The organism is Aeribacillus sp. FSL K6-2848, from assembly GCF_038004325.1.
Taxonomy (GTDB): domain Bacteria; phylum Bacillota; class Bacilli; order Bacillales; family Aeribacillaceae; genus Aeribacillus; species Aeribacillus composti.
Window position 1 is genome coordinate 2888778 of sequence record NZ_JBBOQQ010000001.1, and the last position, 15994, is coordinate 2904771.

The following is a 15994-nucleotide window of genomic DNA, read 5'->3' on the forward strand; positions in this document are numbered from 1 at the left end:
CTCACTCTGGTTTTACAAGGAATAATGGTTGTCCGTATTCAACAAGCTGACCGTTCTCAACTAAAATGTCGACAATTTCGCCTTTTACTTCCGCTTCAATCTCATTAAATAATTTCATTGCCTCTACAATGCAAACAACGGTATTCTCTTTTACTTTTGATCCTATTGTAACATAAGGATCTGCATCTGGGTTTGGAGCAGCATAAAATGTGCCGACCATCGGCGAAGTAATTTTATGTAAATTTTCTGTTTTCTGCTCGCTTTCTTCTTTCGGCAAATGCACCTCTTTTTTCGGCTGTTCTAAAGATTCAGCAGCTGGCTGCTTTGGCAAAGCTTGAATTTCAGAAGCATTGTTATAGACAACATGCTGATTAGCGCGAGCCGCAGTTTTTTTTAATTGGACCTTTGCCTCTTCACTTTCATATGTAAATTCATCAATGGATGAATCATCGATCAATTTGATGATTTCCTTTATTTCTTTAAAATTTAACATGAAAAAACACTCCTTAAAATGAATTCCAATTTGCTAGATATTATCATCAAGTATTAAAAGTAACTATCATTTATGATACGATAACTTTTTGCTAAAATTCAATAACTATTAAAAATATGAGCAAACAATTCAAAGCAGCTTTTTCTTCACATGAAAAAATCCCCGATTTTTCTCGGGGAGTCATGTTACTTTGCTATTTCAAATGTTACGGCAACATCTTGCATGGACTGGATTTCATCCTTCACCAATTGAATCAGTTCGTTTGCTTGCTGCGGGGAGTGTTCTTTCGCTTTTACGGTAATTCTCACCTTGTCTCCATCAGCGCGAACTAATGCATCCTCGTAGCCTTTTGTTTTGATAAGTGTTTCTAATACCTTCTCTTTCTCTGACAGCTTGGATAATTCGCGCATCTCCTCATATGCATTGTTTTTTTCCTCAGATGAGACATCATTGGACCCAATAATTGTCTCCAGCTCCTGCTTGCGTTCACTTCTTTCATCTTCCACTTCCATTCTCAGCGCAGTAAATAAATCATCGTCCGTTATTGTGGAGACTACCGATCCATCTTCTGAGCTGGACTGCTTGCTCGATTGTTCTTTTTCTTGCTGCTTCGCATCAGTTTTTTGCTGCTCTGTTTGTTCTTTATTATTGTCATTTCCGCTTTCTTTTTCATTCGAATTCGTCTCTGTATCCGTCAACACCACATCAGGGGAAGATCCTCCTTCAGGAGATGTAATGTAATAAACGGACAGCACAACAACTAAACTTAACATGGTTAATAACCAAACAGTTTGTTTTTTTAACATGTCAAGCATCCTCCTTTACTTTTTTGGCAATACGGCTACTCTATGACTATCAACATCAAGCACCCTTGTAACTGCATCGGTGATCATTTTTTTAATTTGAACGTTTTCAGCACCTTTTGCTACTACTAACACTCCGCGTATTTTTGGCTTTTCGGTTTTTACAACGATGGGCGATTCTTGATCCCCTTTTCGAATGATTACCACTTGTTCGTCAACAGATTTATCTTCCACCTGCCGCTTTCCGCCTTCACGGTCCGTCTCATCTGTCGTTTGGTTTTGAATCGAGCGATTTTTTTCCAACACACTTTCAGATGAAGAGTCAACATTGACAATAACTTCTACCTCACCTACGCCTGAAATGGACTGAAGCGCTCCTTTTAGCTCATTTGCATACTGCTGTTCATAACGTTCAATTGTTCCTTTTTCACTTGTTGTTTGTTTAAATGCGGGTTCAACATCCTCTTCTTCTGCAGCGGTGTTTATCGTTTCTACTGTTTTGCTTTCGCCGGATAAAAAACTGCCGATCAGCATAAAAGCGATTCCAAGCGTCAAAAGTATAAGCATGAATGGATAGGTGGCTGATTTTTTGAGCATATCTCGTCCGGGAAGAAGAGAGGCTAGTCGCTGCAAAAAATTTTTCCTATCATTCACTTAGGCCGCCTCCTTCCATTTCAATCGAAATTTTTTCTTTCGATACTCCCCATGTTTCTGCAAGCTGGGCAATTATTTCGTTTTCATTTGCGAGCATTTTTTTGTCTTCTTCGTTCATGTTGATTTCAACCGGTTTAACCGTTTCAACCGTGTGGGGAAGATCTTTTTCTTCCACGAAAACTGTAACTTGCTTTAAATCGTTTTCTGATTCAATCTTCTCTTTTGTTTCATCAACCGAAAGATGAATTTTTTGAACCTTTAAACCATAGTTTTCTACCAGCTCCTCTTCCGCTAAATTTTTCATTTGGACAGCCATTTGTTCTAAAATATATGCACGGTTGTTAGCTTGTATTTCATTTTTCTTAAATTCTATTGATTTTTTTATTGAATCTTCTTTTGCTTCCGAGTTCAGCAGCTCCTCGGATAACAAGTTCGGAAAATCATAGGAAAATATTTTTAAAATCGGCGTAAGAATGACAGACACTAATAATAAACTAACAACGACTTTTACATATTTTTGCATTGCGGATCTCGGCAGCAGCATATCTAAAATAATGGCAATAAAAATAAATAATATGATATTAGTGACCCATTCGGTGATGAATGACATATACCACCACTCCTATCGAACCATCATGGTGACATTGCTCGCTGCGATAATAACTGTAATGCTTAAAAAAAACATGAACGATACAAGGATCAGTGCCGCTAGTATATAGATGATGCTCTTGGAGATGATGTCTAAACAGGAGATAATCTCTCCCGGCCCTAAAGGCTGCAAAACGGCAGCGGCAAATTTATAGATGAAGGCAATCGCCAGTACTTTCATTGCCGGAAAAATGGTGATCAAAAAGAGAATGGCAACACCAATGACGCCAATTGTGTTTTTTAACAGCATCGATGCGCTGAAGAGCGTATCAGCCGCTTCCGTAAACATTTTTCCAAGCACAGGTATAAAGTTTCCCGTTATAAACTTTGTCGTCCGCAAGGCGATCCCGTCTGTCACAGCTGCCGTCGCCCCCTGGACAGAAATCACTCCTAAAAAAATGGTTAAGAAAATGCCTAAAAGCCAGATGCTAATGCTTCTGAACAGCTGAGCAAGCTGAGTAACTTTATATTGATCCGTCATCGTGCTGATTAAAAATAACAAAGAAGACAAAAACAGCAGAGGGAGAACAATTTTTTCAATCAACAAACCGCTTCCGTTCATCAAGAAAATGGTAATGGGGTGAAAAAATGCAGCCGAAGCAACTCCTCCAGATGACGCCATTAAAGCTATTAACATCGGAATTAAGGCTAGAAGAAAGCTTGTCATCCCGTTAATCGCATTCGTTGCATAGGAAATGGCTACGTGAAAACTGTTTAAAGCTAAAATGACAAGCACCATATAAACAATGGAGTAAGCAACTTTGCTTACATTTTTTTCTTCAAAAGCGTTTTGTAAATGCTGGAGAAGAACGCTAAATATCGTTAAAATGATAATGGTTCCAAGAAGCTTTCCGTTTGCCAAGATTTCATGTAAAAGAAATTTCAAAATGCCAATGGCCCACTCTTTTATAGAAAATTGTTTTTCACCTTTAATAAAATCCATCAAACTTCCCTTCTGGCTTTCCGGAAGAAGTCCTCCGTATGTCGTCATAATGTCATTCCAAAAATTTTTAATTTCCTCAATCCCAAGCTCGTCCATTTGTTCTGCCATATATTCTTGTTGAATCGCTTCTTCTTTTGGAGGATCTGCCGATGAATTTTGCTCTTGAGAGGCTTGTACCATGTTTGGCACAGCGAAAGCAAAAAACGCCAAAAAAAGGATGCCGCGAAAAAATGATGACTGAATCCCCATCACCCCCTTAAACTTATATATTTGGGAGAAGCTTAATCATCGTTTGTATAATCACCGTCATGATCGGAATTGCCATAGATAAGATTAAAATTTTCCCTGCCAATTCAATTTTGGATGCAATGGAGCCTTGTCCGGCATCTTTCGTAATTTGCGCACCAAATTCAGCAATATAGGCAATTCCGATGATTTTTAAAATGGTTTCGACATAAATCAAATCAATGCTTGCTTCATTCGCAATTCTTTCGACCATTCGAATCAATTCATAAATTTGATCCACTAAAAAAAGAAAAATGGAGACACCGGTAAAGACGATTAATAGAAAGGCAAAGGTCGGCTTTTGTTCTTTTATGACAAGAGCGAGCAAAGTTGCAATCAATCCTAGCCCGACAATTTGAAAAATTTCAATCTCCAAAACCTCCTATCCTTGAAAAAGAAAAACCGCTTTAATTTTTTGGAACAAATCGTTGACAATGGAAGCAACCATAAAAAGTATGTAAATAAATCCCAACAATGTAACCCATTGGGCGTACTCTTTCTTCCCCATTTGATCTAAAATGGTATGAAGAAACGCAACGATAATTCCGATTCCTGCGATTTGGAAAATTGTGTTGACGTCAACACCCATGTCCCTTTCTCCTCCCAGCTTATATCGCTACATCAAAAGAATGATAATGAGCAATCCCGCTAAAAATCCTAAGCTTTTCGTCATTTTTCCGTAATGCTCTTGATTAAACAGCGCTTCTTTTTCTTCTTTTTCCAAATGAGCCATTGTCAATTTAATATGCTTTTGCTGGCTGATTAAATCATGCTGCCCCAATGTTTCTCCAAATTGCTTTAAAACTTCCAATTCCCCTTCCTTCAGCGATGTATAAGGCCATATTTCAAGCAGACTGCTTTCCCATGCGCTTTTCACATCCATGTCGCCTTGCGATAATTTCTCAGAAAATAATGTAAATAGATTAGAAAGCGGAGGGGCTGACTGTTTGGCAATATGAAGCGATGCATCCTGCAATGGTGTGTGGCCGTACATGATCTCAGCTTCCAAGCTTTGCAAAGAAACCTTTAATTGCCGCAATTGTCTTGTCCGCTCTGTCAATCGTTTAGCCGAATCAAACCCAATCCATGTTGTTGCTAATAAGATGAATAAAGACCCTAGCAATTTCATCGCTATTTCACACCTGCTTTATACACAATCTCTTTTTCTTTTTTTCCAAATATACGGGAAACCATCCCTGGAGTACCTTTTTTCTCCAATTCCATGTATCGGTCAAAAATGCCTAATTGAATAAGTTCTCTTAAAGTCGGACGGTGCAGCAAATCTTCAAAGCATTCGCCATGAGCGCTCACAAACAGCTGAACACCGCTGTTCACAGCTTCCATTAATGCATCGGTATCTTCCTTACGCCCTATTTCATCAGCAATAATGATGTCAGGGCTCATCGAACGGATCAACATCATCATCCCTTCTGCTTTCGGGCATCCGTCCAATACATCAATGCGAAGACCAAAAGTAAATTGCGGAATTCCTTTTACACTGCCGGCTATTTCTGATCTTTCATCCACAATGCCGACCTTTTGAGGCGGGATCGTTTTAACCCCAGTACTTATGATCCGGGCAAAATCGCGCAGCAGCGTCGTTTTTCCTGATTGGGGAGGTCCAAAAATAAGCGTATTTAACCATTTTTTTTCATATACATAAGGAATATATTGCTCAGCCAGGCCTATTTTCTCCCTTGCTATCCGGATATTAAAAGATGTAACGTGCCGTATGGCTTTGACATTGCCGTTTTCTGTAATCACTTTTCCAGCAAGGCCGATCCGGTGCCCTCCTCCAATCGTAATAAAACCTCTCTTTAATTCTTCCTCCAGTGTGTAAATCGAATATTGGCTGATCTTGTTTAAAATCATCATCCCGTCTTCTTTTGTCGCCTCGTAGTGAAGAAAGTGCGGTTTGCCGAATGCGATGATTTCAATCGGCTTGTACAAACGTATGCGAATTTCTTCCATCTGTTCAAAAAAAGAAGAAGGAAGCTGCTTTAATTCATTTGCAATTGTTTCGGGAAAAATTGAGATGATTTCTTTCAATCTTCCTTCCCCCTTTAATACCTTATTTATTTTCAATGTATGCAAGCTTGGCCACTTTATGACTACCGTTTCTCTTATTCCTTTTTTTTGCATTTATCATTTCAATAGAATTTGATAGAATTTTCTGATTTTAACAGTTATAATGGAGTTAGGGGGTGGTGATTGAATGTTGGTTCAAATTTATGATGGACTTGTATGGCTTCTTGCGGCTTTTATTTATATTGTTATACCTTTTGCCGTTTTCAGTGAATTGAGGAAAAAGAAAAAAGCGTGGATGGATCATTAAAGGTGGACAAGCTGTAATTGAATCCTGTTCAAAAAAAGGCCAGGTTGGAAAGCTTGTGTATTCTGATCTTTTATAAACGATTGCGAAAATAGCTATAACTTTCTTTTCAAAAAAAATAACCCACAGAAATCAGTTATGAATTCTGCGGGTCTTTTCGTTTTCTTTGACTTTTTTCATTATTTTTTTAAGAATAATTACGCACGGGAAACATAAGAACCGTCAGAAGTATTGACGATAATAACGTCCCCTTCATTAACGAAAAACGGCACTTGCACGACAAGCCCTGTTTCAAGCGTAGCCGGTTTAGAGCCGCCTGATGCAGTGTCCCCTTTAATGCCAGGTTCTGTTTCCGTAACAGTTAATTCAACCGTGTTCGGAAGCTCAATTCCGATTGTTTCGCCTTGATACATCATGATGTATACTTCCATATTTTCTTTCAAAAACTTCAACTCATATTCAATTTGTTTTGAAGTAAGCTCAATTTGTTCATACGATTCTGTGTCCATGAAAACGTGCTGATCGCCATTTGCATACAAATATTGCATTTTCCGGGTGTCAATTTGAGCACGTGCTACTTTTTCGCCAGCCCGAAACGTTTTTTCTTGGATGGCACCTGTCCGAAGGTTGCGCAATTTTGAACGAACGAACGCCGCCCCTTTACCAGGCTTTACATGCTGGAATTCAAGAACGCGCCAAATCCCCCCATCGACTTCAATCGTTAAACCTGTACGAAAATCATTTACAGAAATCATATTTGGTCCTCCTATTACATTTTCTTTAACAACATTGATTGGGGCACTCGCTAGAGAATGATGAGCTCTTTCTTCGAATGAGTCAACACTTCATTTCCGTGCTCAGTGATCAAAATATCATCCTCAATTCTTACCCCGCCTTTTCCTGGAAGGTATATACCAGGTTCAACCGTGACCACCATGCCTGGCTGAAGAACGGTATCAGAGCGAGCTGATAGTGTCGGTCCTTCATGGATTTCAAGTCCGATTCCATGTCCAGTTGAATGACCGAAATATTCCCCGTACCCTTTATCCTCAATGTAGGTACGTGTGACAGCATCCGCTTCCCTTCCAGTCATTCCAGACTTGATTTCGCGCACGCCTTTCTTTTGTGCTTCAAGCACGATGTTATAAATTTCTTTCATTTCATCTCCAGGATCTCCAACAGCAATTGTCCGCGTCATATCTGAACAGTATCCTTTATAATAGGCGCCAAAGTCAAACGTTACAAGCTCTCCCTTTTCAATTGGTTTTTCACTTGCTACACCATGGGGAAGGGCTGACCGATAACCTGACGCGACAATCGTATCGAAAGATGAGGAAGCTGCTCCTTTTTTTCGCATAAAAAATTCGAGCTCATTCGCTAGTTCAATCTCTCTCACACCTGGACGGATCATATGTAAAATGTGTGTAAAGGCAGCATCAACGATTTCAGCGGCTTCCTTTAATATCTTAATCTCTTCATCAGTCTTTATCAAGCGCAACTTTTCCACAATATTTGAGACAGGAACGAATTCAATCCCTTTTAAAACATCCTTGTACGATGTGTATGTTGAATAAGAAAGATGATCCTGCTCAAACCCGAGCGTTTTGATCCCCATTTTCTTCGCCTGCGCAGCGACTTCTTCAAAAATCGATCCTGAATGCTGCACAATTCTAAAATGCTTTACTTGTTTTTTTGACTGTTCTACATACCGGAAATCGGTAATAAAGCATGCATCCTCTTTTGCCACTAGTGCGACCCCGGCCGTACCTGTAAATCCCGTCAAATAGCGGCGGTTATATTCGTTTGTAATGAGCATGCCGTCAATATTTAACTGTTCCATTTGTGAACGAACTTTTTCAAGCTTCATGTGTTTCCTCCCTGATCAAATGTAGTAAAGATAAAGCTGCCAATTGATAGCCGTAAAACCCTAAGCCAATTATTTGCCCTTGTGTCACCGGCGCTGTGACAGAATGATGCCGGAACGGTTCCCGTTGATTTGTATTGGAGATATGGACTTCAATTACCGGTTTTGAAATGCTGGCAATTGCATCCCGTATCGCATAGCTGTAATGAGTAAAAGCTCCTGGATTTAAAATCACTCCATCAAATTGTTGATCGGCTTCATAAAGCTTATCGATAATCTCTCCTTCATGATTCGATTGAAAAAAAGAAAATTGAACTTGTTTTTTTTCACCGAGAGATTTTAATTCATTTTCCAAATCTGCCAATGTTTTTTTTCCGTAAATATGAGGCTCCCTCACGCCTAAATAATTTAAATTCGGGCCATTGATCACAAGTATTCTCTCCATCGATTACACCTTTCTATCATGTATTAAAAAAGAATGTCCAGTATTATGAACATTCTACCATAAGATTCTTGATCTCTCATCATTTAGTTTATGATTGGATCTTGTGACCCTGACACAGTTCTATAATCTCATCATTTAGTTTATGATTGACGCTCCCCATATTCGTAGGAAATGGAATACCCGACAAAAACGCCAAACAGCACATACAAGCAGATGGAGGTGACAATGGTATTTGTACCAAGCCGACCGAGCGGATCGATTTTTAGAAAAGTCGGTCCCAGCCAGCAAAAAACAACGGCCCACAGCGCGACTCCGAAAACAATGCCTCCCCATATTGACCGAACTTTTTTGAACAGAACATAATATAAAAATGCAGTAAGTATAGAAATGATGCCTATGAAGGCAGCTCCCGCAAAATGCCCAGCGACTCCGTTCTTCCAATTATCAAAGGCAAATAACATGAGAGCTCGATTTGGCCCGATTTTCGTAAAGTTCAACACATACGCTAAATATCCTATCAAACTCCATAATACTCCGCCAGTAAAACCAATGACAACAATTTTCAGAAAAAAGGATCGGAATGGTTCTTTTTTCTTTTCCTTACCAGTAGAATTCTTTTTTTCGCTGTTAAGCATCCGTCCACCTCCCTTTTTTAATATGTCCACTTTTCTTTTCTTGATGAATTTTTCATGAAAAGTTTATTTTTTGTATAAAAAAATTTATTTCATTCATACTAAATAATGATAAAGTTTTTCACGCCGCCCTATTGGAAAAAAGACACATCCAACCTAGAGGTTTCATCTAATTTTTTGTAGAATAGTAATAAATAAAACTTTTCAATAGCTTTTTTATTATATAGATAGGCAGGTTGGTGCGTCATGAAAAACGAAAAGACTATGTATGGCGGGCAAGCGGTAATTGAAGGAGTTATGTTTGGAGGGAAGCATCATTTCGTCACAGCGATCAGGAGAAAAGACAATTCAATTGATTTTTTTCAATTGCCGCGAAAAAAACATCCTATATTATCCCGCTTCAAAAAAATTCCTTTTATTCGCGGAATTGCCGCCATTATTGAAGCAAGCGCAAACGGCTCCAAGCATTTAAGCTATTCTTCAGATCGATACGATGTTGATCCAGCCGATGATGAAAAATTATTGTCAGAAGAAAAAAAAGAGTCGAAGCTTTCACTCATTTTAGGAGCTGCTGCTGTCGGAGTGCTGTCATTTTTGCTTGGCAAATTTATCTTTACTTTAATTCCAGTGTTTATCGCAGAATGGTTCAGGCCGATCATCTCATCGGATGTGGGGCAAATTTTGCTCGAAGGCTTTTTTAAGCTTTTGCTGTTGCTTGCTTATATTTATTTCATCTCGATGACTCCTTTAGTAAAGCGTGTTTTTCAATACCATGGGGCTGAGCATAAAGTGATTAACGCCTATGAAAACGGGCTCGCTTTAACTGTTGAAAATGTACAAAAACAATCAAGACTTCATTATCGATGCGGTTCCAGTTTCATTTTGTTTACGGTTATTGTTGGAGTATTTGTGTATCTGCTCGTTCCGACAGACCCGCTTTGGCTTCGCGTTGTTGACCGAATCGCTCTTATACCGGTTGTTCTCGGCATTTCATTTGAAGTATTGCAGTTTACAAATAAGCTGCGGCATAAGCCTGTTTTAAAATATCTTGGTTATCCCGGACTATGGCTTCAGCTGCTGACGACAAAAGAACCTACAGACGATCAAGTGGAAGTAGCGATTGCAAGCTTTCAAAAGCTGCTTTTATTGGAAGAAGAGACGGAAAAAATGGAGCGTATTGGTTGATTTGATAAACGAGAGCTTTTCTTTTTCTTGAAAATGACTGATGGAGGTGGCCTTTAGATGAATCGTTTTCCCGTCCATCCCGTATTCGCCGTTATCGCTACTTTAGGAGGTTTAGGGCTTATTTATATGCTCTTTTTCAATCCAAAGACTTTTTTCAAATTGTTTATTTGGGCGGTTGTCATCGGGATCATCATCCTCATTTATCGCTTAGTGATGAAAAAACGTACAAATAATGAGTATTCACAGTTTTTAAAAGCTGCGAAAAGATCGAAAAAAAGATTTAAAGACAAAAAGATACATTATGCTCAAAAGCACGTACTCCACAAAAAAAACAAAACGGCTATCTCTGCTAAAAGGCGGAGAGAAAACAATCATTTGACAGTCATCGAAGGTAAAAAAGGAAAAAAGAAAAATAGAGCTCTTTTCTAATAGGACCACTTTTTTAAAAAGGTTTCCGTTTTTTCTTTGCCGAGCTGAATTAATTCCTGTTTCTTCTCATTCGTAATTTTAAATTCCGTCGTTAAAATATTTTCAACCGGAATAAAAACGATGCTGCGTTCATGCCTTGTGGCAATATGCCTTGCATCGTGCGCTTCCTTCATCGTTTCAAATAACGCGTGAAACATTGATAAAGCGTTTTTTATTTCATTTCTTGGCCTTTCCTCTATATGCGCGCTAAGCTGAAAACCGAGGATCGGTCTTTTTTTTATTTTTCCATCAAAAAGCCAAATCGGGAAATTGCTGAGCACTCCTCCATCGACAACAATACTGACGCCATCCTTCGTCCATAGTTTGACAGGTTCAAAAAAATACGGGAGGCATGAGCTCATTCTGACTGCCTTTGCAACAGAAAATCTATTAGGATTGATTCCATATTTGCTTAAATCGTCCGGCAATACAACAATTTTTCCGTTCGTAAGGTCGGAGGCAATCACACGAAGCTTTCCTTTCGGCAAATCTGCAAATGTTGAAACTCCTTTTGCTTTTAATTTTTCTTCCATCCATTCTTCTAAAAATTGTCCTTTATATAGTCCCATCCGCCAATAAACACTGATCCATTTCATGAGCATAAATGACATAATTCCTTTTCTTTTATCTAAAAACTTTCGCAGCTCTAAGCTGTCCATCAAAGAAAGGATTTCATCACTTTTGTAGCCGGCTGCAATGAGAGCGGCAATGATCGAACCGGCGCTCGTGCCAGCAACCCTGGCGAATTCAAATCCTTTTTCCTCCAAGGCCTTGTATGCTCCAATAAAAGCGAAGCCTTTGATCCCTCCACCAGAAAAAACACCGTCAATTTTCAAAGCATTCCCTCCTTACTATTCCGTTACTACATTTTAAGAAGGGAAAACGATGTTTAGAAGTTTGTTTTCAATAAAAGAATAAAGCAGCAGAACAAGTCTGCCGCTTTATTATAATCCACATTTCAATTGGGCACCGCATTTTGTACAAGTATTGCAGCCGCCGATTTCTTGAACCTTTCCTTCCCGGCAAACAGGACATGTATTGCCGACTTCGTTGCCATATGTGACATCAGTTGAGCGCAAATCTTGAACAGTGTTCATTAACACAACTTTACCTTCATTTTCTTTCGTCGATTCCGGAATGTCGTCATTCAATACATTTTCTTCCGCTTTTAATGTCAGGACTTGGGTATCACGGCTTCCGTCTACATAAACAGTTCCGCCTTTTGCTCCGCCCTTCCATAGGCGCTCATATACTTTTTGCACTTGATCAACTGTATAGCCTTTCGGCGCATTTACTGTTTTGGAAAGGCTTGAATCGACCCATCGTTGAATGATACATTGCACATCGGCATGAGCTTCAGGCGACAAGTCCATCGCTGACACAAACCAATGCGGTAAATGATTCGGATCAGCTTCCGGATGTTCGTTTAAATATTCTTGAACGATATCCGCTTTTACTTCAATAAATTTGCCAAGACGCCCGCTTCGGTAGTACGAGAAGGAGAAATATGGCTCAAGACCTGTAGAAACGCCAACCATAGTGCCAGTTGATCCTGTCGGTGCTACCGTCAGCAAATGCGAGTTGCGAATACCATATTTTAAAATGTTTTCGCGAATATCTTCCGGCATTTTTTTCATATATCCTGTATTAATGAAGGCTTGTCTTAATTTTTGCGTCTCTTCCTCCGTTTCGCCGACTAGGAACGGGAAGCTGCCTTTTTCTTTTGCCAGTTCTATTGATGCCCGGTATGCGGTCGTTGCAATTACCTTAAACACTTCATCAACAAGCTTGTTGCCGTCCTCTGCTCCATATTCTTTTTCGCAGTAGATAAGCAAGTCCGCCAAACCCATAACGCCTAAGCCGATGCGCCGTTCACCCAGCGCTTGCTTTTTGTTTTCTTCGAGAAAATAAGGCGTAGCATCAATGACATTATCTTGCATTCTGACGCCGATTTCCACAGTTCGTTTGAGCTTTTCATAGTCAACAGCTTTCTTTTCCTTGTCGACCATCTTCGCCAAGTTTACTGCTGCTAAGTTGCAGACGGAATATGGTGCAAGAGGCTGTTCACCGCACGGATTTGTTGCAACAACCTTTTGACCGTATGCTCTTGCGTTCGTCATATCATTGGCATTGTCAATGAAGAAAATACCTGGCTCCGCTGAATAGGTTGCACAAATGTTAATCAGCTTCCAAAGCTCTCTTGCGCGAATTTTGCGGTACACGCGCACGCGATGCCCCATTTTCTCCCACTCGCGCACATCGCCAACTTTATGCCATTCTTCATTGTAAATCTTCATTTCTTCATCATTGTAGCTTTCCACATCTGGGAAGCGAAGCTCATACTCCCGATCTTCTTCCACTGCTTCCATAAACTCTTTCGTCAAGCAGACAGAAATGTTAGCGCCTGTTAAAAATTCCGGATTATGAACAGTATATGTTCCTCCGACTCGAAGCTTTAATTCCGCCTCTCTAATAACAGCGTCTGAAAAGCCTCCTTTGCCCGGAACATTTTTAAAGTTGACAATTCCTTGATACATGTCGCGCTCTTGCTGTGTAAGAGGAACAAATTTGAGCTTGTCTTCAGCCGCCTTCTTAATTCCTTCATCATTTGTATTTTCAATTAAGTAGCGCAAAATGCGCGGGTTTTGCATTTTGGAAACGATAAATTCAATGATGTCAGGATGCCAGTCGGCCAGCATAATCATTTGGGCTCCTCGCCGTGAGCCACCTTGTTCAACAAGATGGGTTAATTTTGCAATGTCATCCAGCCACGACACAGATCCTGATGATTTGCCGTTTACACCACGAGCTAATGTGTTTCTTGGTCTCAATGTTGAACCGTTCGTGCCGACACCGCCTCCGCGGCTCATAATTTCCATTACTTGTTTGCGGTGTTCAGAGATCCCTTCACGGGAATCTTTTACAAAGGGCATGACATAGCAGTTAAAATACGTCACTTCGGTTCCTGCTCCTGCGCCGTAAAGAACCCGGCCAGCCGGAATAAAATGCAGATTGACGAGCTCTTGATAAAATTTTTCAAACCATTCTTTTCTTTTTTCTTCTGTTTTTTCAACAGCAGCAAGACCTGTTGCATTTCTTTTGGCAATTTGTTCATAAAAAATTTCAAGCGGTTTTTCGATGACATCTAAAGAGCGAACGATGATTCCCGTCTCCCGTTCTTCAGGCTTTTCAAGAGTATGACGAAACTCTTCTTCGACCTGAACCTTTGCCTTTTTATTTTCCCAATCAATTTCTTTAATGTAACCTAGCCCTCTTGCAGGAAATTTTGGATCTTCCTTGATCGTCAGCACTACAAAATCGCCTTCAGATAGCGTAATTTTTTCAGTGTCTTTAAATGAATACCTGTCCAGCATTACAAGGCGCGAAACACCTTTGTGCGTGATTTTCATATCTTCCGTAATCGGATGCACCTGCGGGAAAAGGCTGATATCTTTATTCAGCTTCTCCACATCAATTTTCATTTTCTCATTCAGCGCCACTGTCATATTCACAACTCCCTTAAAAATATCGTACTTGATATACGTTACCACATTTAGATGATATTATCAACGAAAAAATAACAATATATTGTGCTAAAGAACATTTGTTTGCTCTATATATTGTATGATATACGCTACATTATGAAAATGTCAAATGTAAAACTAACCAAAAAAAGAAGCAAGGAAAAGAAATTTAATGATCTTAGAATCATTCCGGCGGTATTTGAAGAAATTTGTCAGTTGCAGTTTTTGAAAACACATCGGCACCTTGATTTACAAGCAACGATCCATTTCATTTTGATCATACAAAAAACGGCATGTTCGCCGCTTCATCTTCTAAAATTCCATTCTTCTGTTTCATATTTCTCTTTAGCCAGTTTTTTCACATACTCTTCTTGTTCGCTAGACAATTGATACGGTCTCAGCTCAATATCAAGCCCGTATTCAAACCCTTTTTTAAAGGCGCTCCATGCCTCTTCCATTGTGACTGGAGTTTCTCTAAGGTCGTTGATCGCCACCGCTTTATTTTTAAAGTTTTTCTCTAATCTTTCCCTGACTCGCTCATTAGGATATTTAAACAAGTCGAACAGCAGCTTTTCATCTAAATCTAGCAATATCGAGCCGTGCTGCAGGATAACGCCTTTCTGGCGAGTTTGGGCACTCCCGGCAACTTTTCTTCCTTCAACTACCAGCTCATACCAAGACGGTGCATCAAAGCATACAGATGACCGCGGATTTTTCAAATGCTGTTTTTCTTCATCCGTTCTTGGAATTGCAAAATGAGCGTCTAAGCCTAACAAGCGAAATCCATGCAAAATTCCTTCCGAAATTACACGATAAGCCTCTGTCACGGTTTTGGGCATTCGCGGATGATCTTCGGATACGATGACGCTATATGTAAGCTCCTTGTCATGCAGCACGCCCCTTCCGCCTGTTGGTCTTCGTACAAAGCCAAGGCCGTGCCGTCTTACAGCATCCATATCAATTTCTTTTTCAACCTTTTGAAAATAGCCGATGGATAATGTCGGCGGATTCCATCCGTAAAAACGAATCGTCGGAGCGATTTTTCCTTCACTGTGCCAGTCCAATAAAGCTTCATCAAGAGCCATATTGTAAAAAGGGGATGAAAAGCCAGAATCAATATAATTCCATATTTCTTTTCCCATATCGCAACCCTCTTTATTTTATATTTGCTTTTTTAGTCTATCAAATGAAGAGGATATTGTTAAATAAAACGCCCGAAAAGAAATGACATTTCCATTCTTGTTTTATATAATAAATGTTGTCCAACATTCGTATGTATGTTCACATGAACTTCAAACAAATAAATTCAAACAAATAAAAAGGAGTCGAACAAGCGTGGAATGGTCATTGCTCATTCTTGCAGCTATTATCATTTATTTTTTGGCCACATTTTTATATCAAAAAAAGATTATGAAAGGATTAACGGAGGAAGAATTTAAAGCCGGCTATCGGAAAGCGCAGCTCATCGATGTGCGGGAGCCGAATGAATTTGAAGGTGGCCACATTTTAGGAGCAAGAAATATTCCCCTTTCCCAATTGAGACAGCGCTATAAAGAAATCCGCCCAGACAAACCGGTTTATTTATATTGCCAGTCAAGTGCAAGAAGCGGGCGAGCCGCACAAATGCTGAAGAAAAAAGGCTATCAGGAGCTCTATTATTTAAAGGGCGGCTTTAAAAAGTGGACTGGAAAAATTAAAAAAGGGAAATAAAATCAAGT

The 15994-nt window shown here is 39.6% G+C and carries 19 protein-coding genes; 3 read left to right on the forward strand and 16 right to left on the reverse strand.

All coding sequences use genetic code 11. From position 1 onward, the window contains the following. Position 1 precedes the first annotated feature (1 nt). The 13 genes from accB to NSS70_RS13980 all read right to left on the reverse strand — a co-directional run bounded on the left by accB (position 2) and on the right by NSS70_RS13980 (position 9102). Positions 2 to 493 (reverse strand): acetyl-CoA carboxylase biotin carboxyl carrier protein, encoded by a 492-nt coding sequence (accB, locus tag NSS70_RS13920; protein WP_340881807.1) that lies wholly within the window; start codon positions 491 to 493, stop codon positions 2 to 4. Between the two features lie 185 nt (positions 494 to 678). After that, positions 679 to 1299 carry a SpoIIIAH-like family protein gene (locus NSS70_RS13925; RefSeq protein WP_066247608.1) on the reverse strand — a complete coding sequence of 207 codons (621 nt, stop codon included), beginning with the start codon at positions 1297 to 1299 and terminating at the stop codon, positions 679 to 681. Between the two features lie 15 nt (positions 1300 to 1314). Next, entirely contained in the window at positions 1315 to 1950 is a 636-nt protein-coding gene (gene spoIIIAG, locus NSS70_RS13930) for a stage III sporulation protein AG (RefSeq protein ID WP_232515569.1), read from the reverse strand. Beyond that, complete coding sequence (gene spoIIIAF / locus NSS70_RS13935) at positions 1943 to 2560, reverse strand: stage III sporulation protein AF (RefSeq protein ID WP_063388120.1); 618 nt, start codon at positions 2558 to 2560, stop codon at positions 1943 to 1945. Before spoIIIAF ends, spoIIIAG begins: the two co-directional genes overlap by 8 nt. Before the next feature lie 12 nt (positions 2561 to 2572). Beyond that, positions 2573 to 3790 (reverse strand): stage III sporulation protein AE, encoded by a 1218-nt coding sequence (spoIIIAE, locus tag NSS70_RS13940; protein WP_340881809.1) that lies wholly within the window; start codon positions 3788 to 3790, stop codon positions 2573 to 2575. A 13-nt stretch (positions 3791 to 3803) separates the two neighbouring features. Then, complete coding sequence (spoIIIAD, locus tag NSS70_RS13945; protein ID WP_094246193.1) at positions 3804 to 4202, reverse strand: stage III sporulation protein AD; 399 nt, start codon at positions 4200 to 4202, stop codon at positions 3804 to 3806. A 6-nt stretch (positions 4203 to 4208) separates the two neighbouring features. Next, on the reverse strand, positions 4209 to 4415 hold the full coding sequence (gene spoIIIAC, locus NSS70_RS13950) for a stage III sporulation protein AC (RefSeq protein WP_063388118.1): 207 nt from the start codon (positions 4413 to 4415) through the stop codon (positions 4209 to 4211). Positions 4416 to 4442: 27 nt separating this feature from the next. Then, positions 4443 to 4955 carry a stage III sporulation protein SpoIIIAB gene (gene spoIIIAB, locus NSS70_RS13955; RefSeq protein ID WP_339196817.1) on the reverse strand — a complete coding sequence of 171 codons (513 nt, stop codon included), beginning with the start codon at positions 4953 to 4955 and terminating at the stop codon, positions 4443 to 4445. Positions 4956 to 4957: 2 nt separating this feature from the next. Further along, complete coding sequence (spoIIIAA, locus tag NSS70_RS13960) at positions 4958 to 5875, reverse strand: stage III sporulation protein AA (protein ID WP_340881810.1); 918 nt, start codon at positions 5873 to 5875, stop codon at positions 4958 to 4960. Between the two features lie 480 nt (positions 5876 to 6355). Further along, complete coding sequence (gene efp, locus NSS70_RS13965; protein WP_063388115.1) at positions 6356 to 6913, reverse strand: elongation factor P; 558 nt, start codon at positions 6911 to 6913, stop codon at positions 6356 to 6358. A gap of 50 nt (positions 6914 to 6963) precedes the next feature. After that, a complete protein-coding gene (locus tag NSS70_RS13970; protein WP_094246194.1) occupies positions 6964 to 8025 on the reverse strand; it encodes a M24 family metallopeptidase in 1062 nt (353 codons plus the stop codon). Next, complete coding sequence (gene aroQ, locus NSS70_RS13975) at positions 8015 to 8467, reverse strand: type II 3-dehydroquinate dehydratase (protein WP_063388113.1); 453 nt, start codon at positions 8465 to 8467, stop codon at positions 8015 to 8017. The genes NSS70_RS13970 and aroQ overlap by 11 nt, the downstream gene beginning before the upstream one ends. A 140-nt stretch (positions 8468 to 8607) precedes the next feature. Beyond that, complete coding sequence (locus NSS70_RS13980; RefSeq protein WP_340881811.1) at positions 8608 to 9102, reverse strand: YqhR family membrane protein; 495 nt, start codon at positions 9100 to 9102, stop codon at positions 8608 to 8610. Between the two features lie 243 nt (positions 9103 to 9345). On the opposite strand from NSS70_RS13980, the gene NSS70_RS13985 reads away from it, so the two are divergent. Continuing rightward, a complete protein-coding gene (locus NSS70_RS13985; RefSeq protein WP_066247604.1) occupies positions 9346 to 10284 on the forward strand; it encodes a DUF1385 domain-containing protein in 939 nt (312 codons plus the stop codon). Positions 10285 to 10341: 57 nt separating this feature from the next. Beyond that, complete coding sequence (locus NSS70_RS13990; RefSeq protein ID WP_066247602.1) at positions 10342 to 10713, forward strand: SA1362 family protein; 372 nt, start codon at positions 10342 to 10344, stop codon at positions 10711 to 10713. Here the strand turns inward: NSS70_RS13990 and NSS70_RS13995 are convergent. The 3 genes from NSS70_RS13995 to NSS70_RS14005 form a co-directional block, all read right to left on the reverse strand. Then, positions 10710 to 11588: a patatin-like phospholipase family protein gene (locus tag NSS70_RS13995; RefSeq protein WP_066247600.1), complete on the reverse strand. Its 879-nt coding sequence runs from the start codon at positions 11586 to 11588 to the stop codon at positions 10710 to 10712. The genes NSS70_RS13990 and NSS70_RS13995 overlap by 4 nt on opposite strands. Positions 11589 to 11696: 108 nt before the next feature. Continuing rightward, positions 11697 to 14258, reverse strand: a complete 2562-nt coding sequence (locus NSS70_RS14000; RefSeq protein WP_063388108.1) for a vitamin B12-dependent ribonucleotide reductase — start codon at positions 14256 to 14258, stop codon at positions 11697 to 11699. Between the two features lie 323 nt (positions 14259 to 14581). Further along, complete coding sequence (locus NSS70_RS14005; RefSeq protein ID WP_063388107.1) at positions 14582 to 15418, reverse strand: lipoate--protein ligase family protein; 837 nt, start codon at positions 15416 to 15418, stop codon at positions 14582 to 14584. A gap of 193 nt (positions 15419 to 15611) precedes the next feature. On the opposite strand from NSS70_RS14005, the gene NSS70_RS14010 reads away from it, so the two are divergent. Then, the gene (locus NSS70_RS14010) at positions 15612 to 15986 is read left to right on the forward strand and encodes a rhodanese-like domain-containing protein (protein ID WP_063388106.1); all 375 of its coding nucleotides are present in this window, start codon (positions 15612 to 15614) and stop codon (positions 15984 to 15986) included. Positions 15987 to 15994 lie beyond the last annotated feature (8 nt).

Coding starts and splice junctions, on each gene's coding strand:
- spoIIIAF (WP_063388120.1), bottom strand. CDS start 2,560: ATGTCATTCATCACCGAATGGGTCACTAATATCATATTATTTATTTTT.
- efp (WP_063388115.1), bottom strand. CDS start 6,913: ATGATTTCTGTAAATGATTTTCGTACAGGTTTAACGATTGAAGTCGAT.
- spoIIIAC (WP_063388118.1), bottom strand. CDS start 4,415: ATGGGTGTTGACGTCAACACAATTTTCCAAATCGCAGGAATCGGAATT.
- accB (WP_340881807.1), bottom strand. CDS start 493: ATGTTAAATTTTAAAGAAATAAAGGAAATCATCAAATTGATCGATGAT.
- NSS70_RS13925 (WP_066247608.1), bottom strand. CDS start 1,299: ATGTTAAAAAAACAAACTGTTTGGTTATTAACCATGTTAAGTTTAGTT.
- NSS70_RS13990 (WP_066247602.1), top strand. CDS start 10,342: ATGAATCGTTTTCCCGTCCATCCCGTATTCGCCGTTATCGCTACTTTA.
- NSS70_RS13970 (WP_094246194.1), bottom strand. CDS start 8,025: ATGAAGCTTGAAAAAGTTCGTTCACAAATGGAACAGTTAAATATTGAC.
- spoIIIAE (WP_340881809.1), bottom strand. CDS start 3,790: ATGGGGATTCAGTCATCATTTTTTCGCGGCATCCTTTTTTTGGCGTTT.
- spoIIIAB (WP_339196817.1), bottom strand. CDS start 4,955: ATGAAATTGCTAGGGTCTTTATTCATCTTATTAGCAACAACATGGATT.
- NSS70_RS14000 (WP_063388108.1), bottom strand. CDS start 14,258: ATGACAGTGGCGCTGAATGAGAAAATGAAAATTGATGTGGAGAAGCTG.
- NSS70_RS13985 (WP_066247604.1), top strand. CDS start 9,346: ATGAAAAACGAAAAGACTATGTATGGCGGGCAAGCGGTAATTGAAGGA.
- NSS70_RS14005 (WP_063388107.1), bottom strand. CDS start 15,418: ATGGGAAAAGAAATATGGAATTATATTGATTCTGGCTTTTCATCCCCT.
- NSS70_RS13980 (WP_340881811.1), bottom strand. CDS start 9,102: ATGCTTAACAGCGAAAAAAAGAATTCTACTGGTAAGGAAAAGAAAAAA.
- aroQ (WP_063388113.1), bottom strand. CDS start 8,467: ATGGAGAGAATACTTGTGATCAATGGCCCGAATTTAAATTATTTAGGC.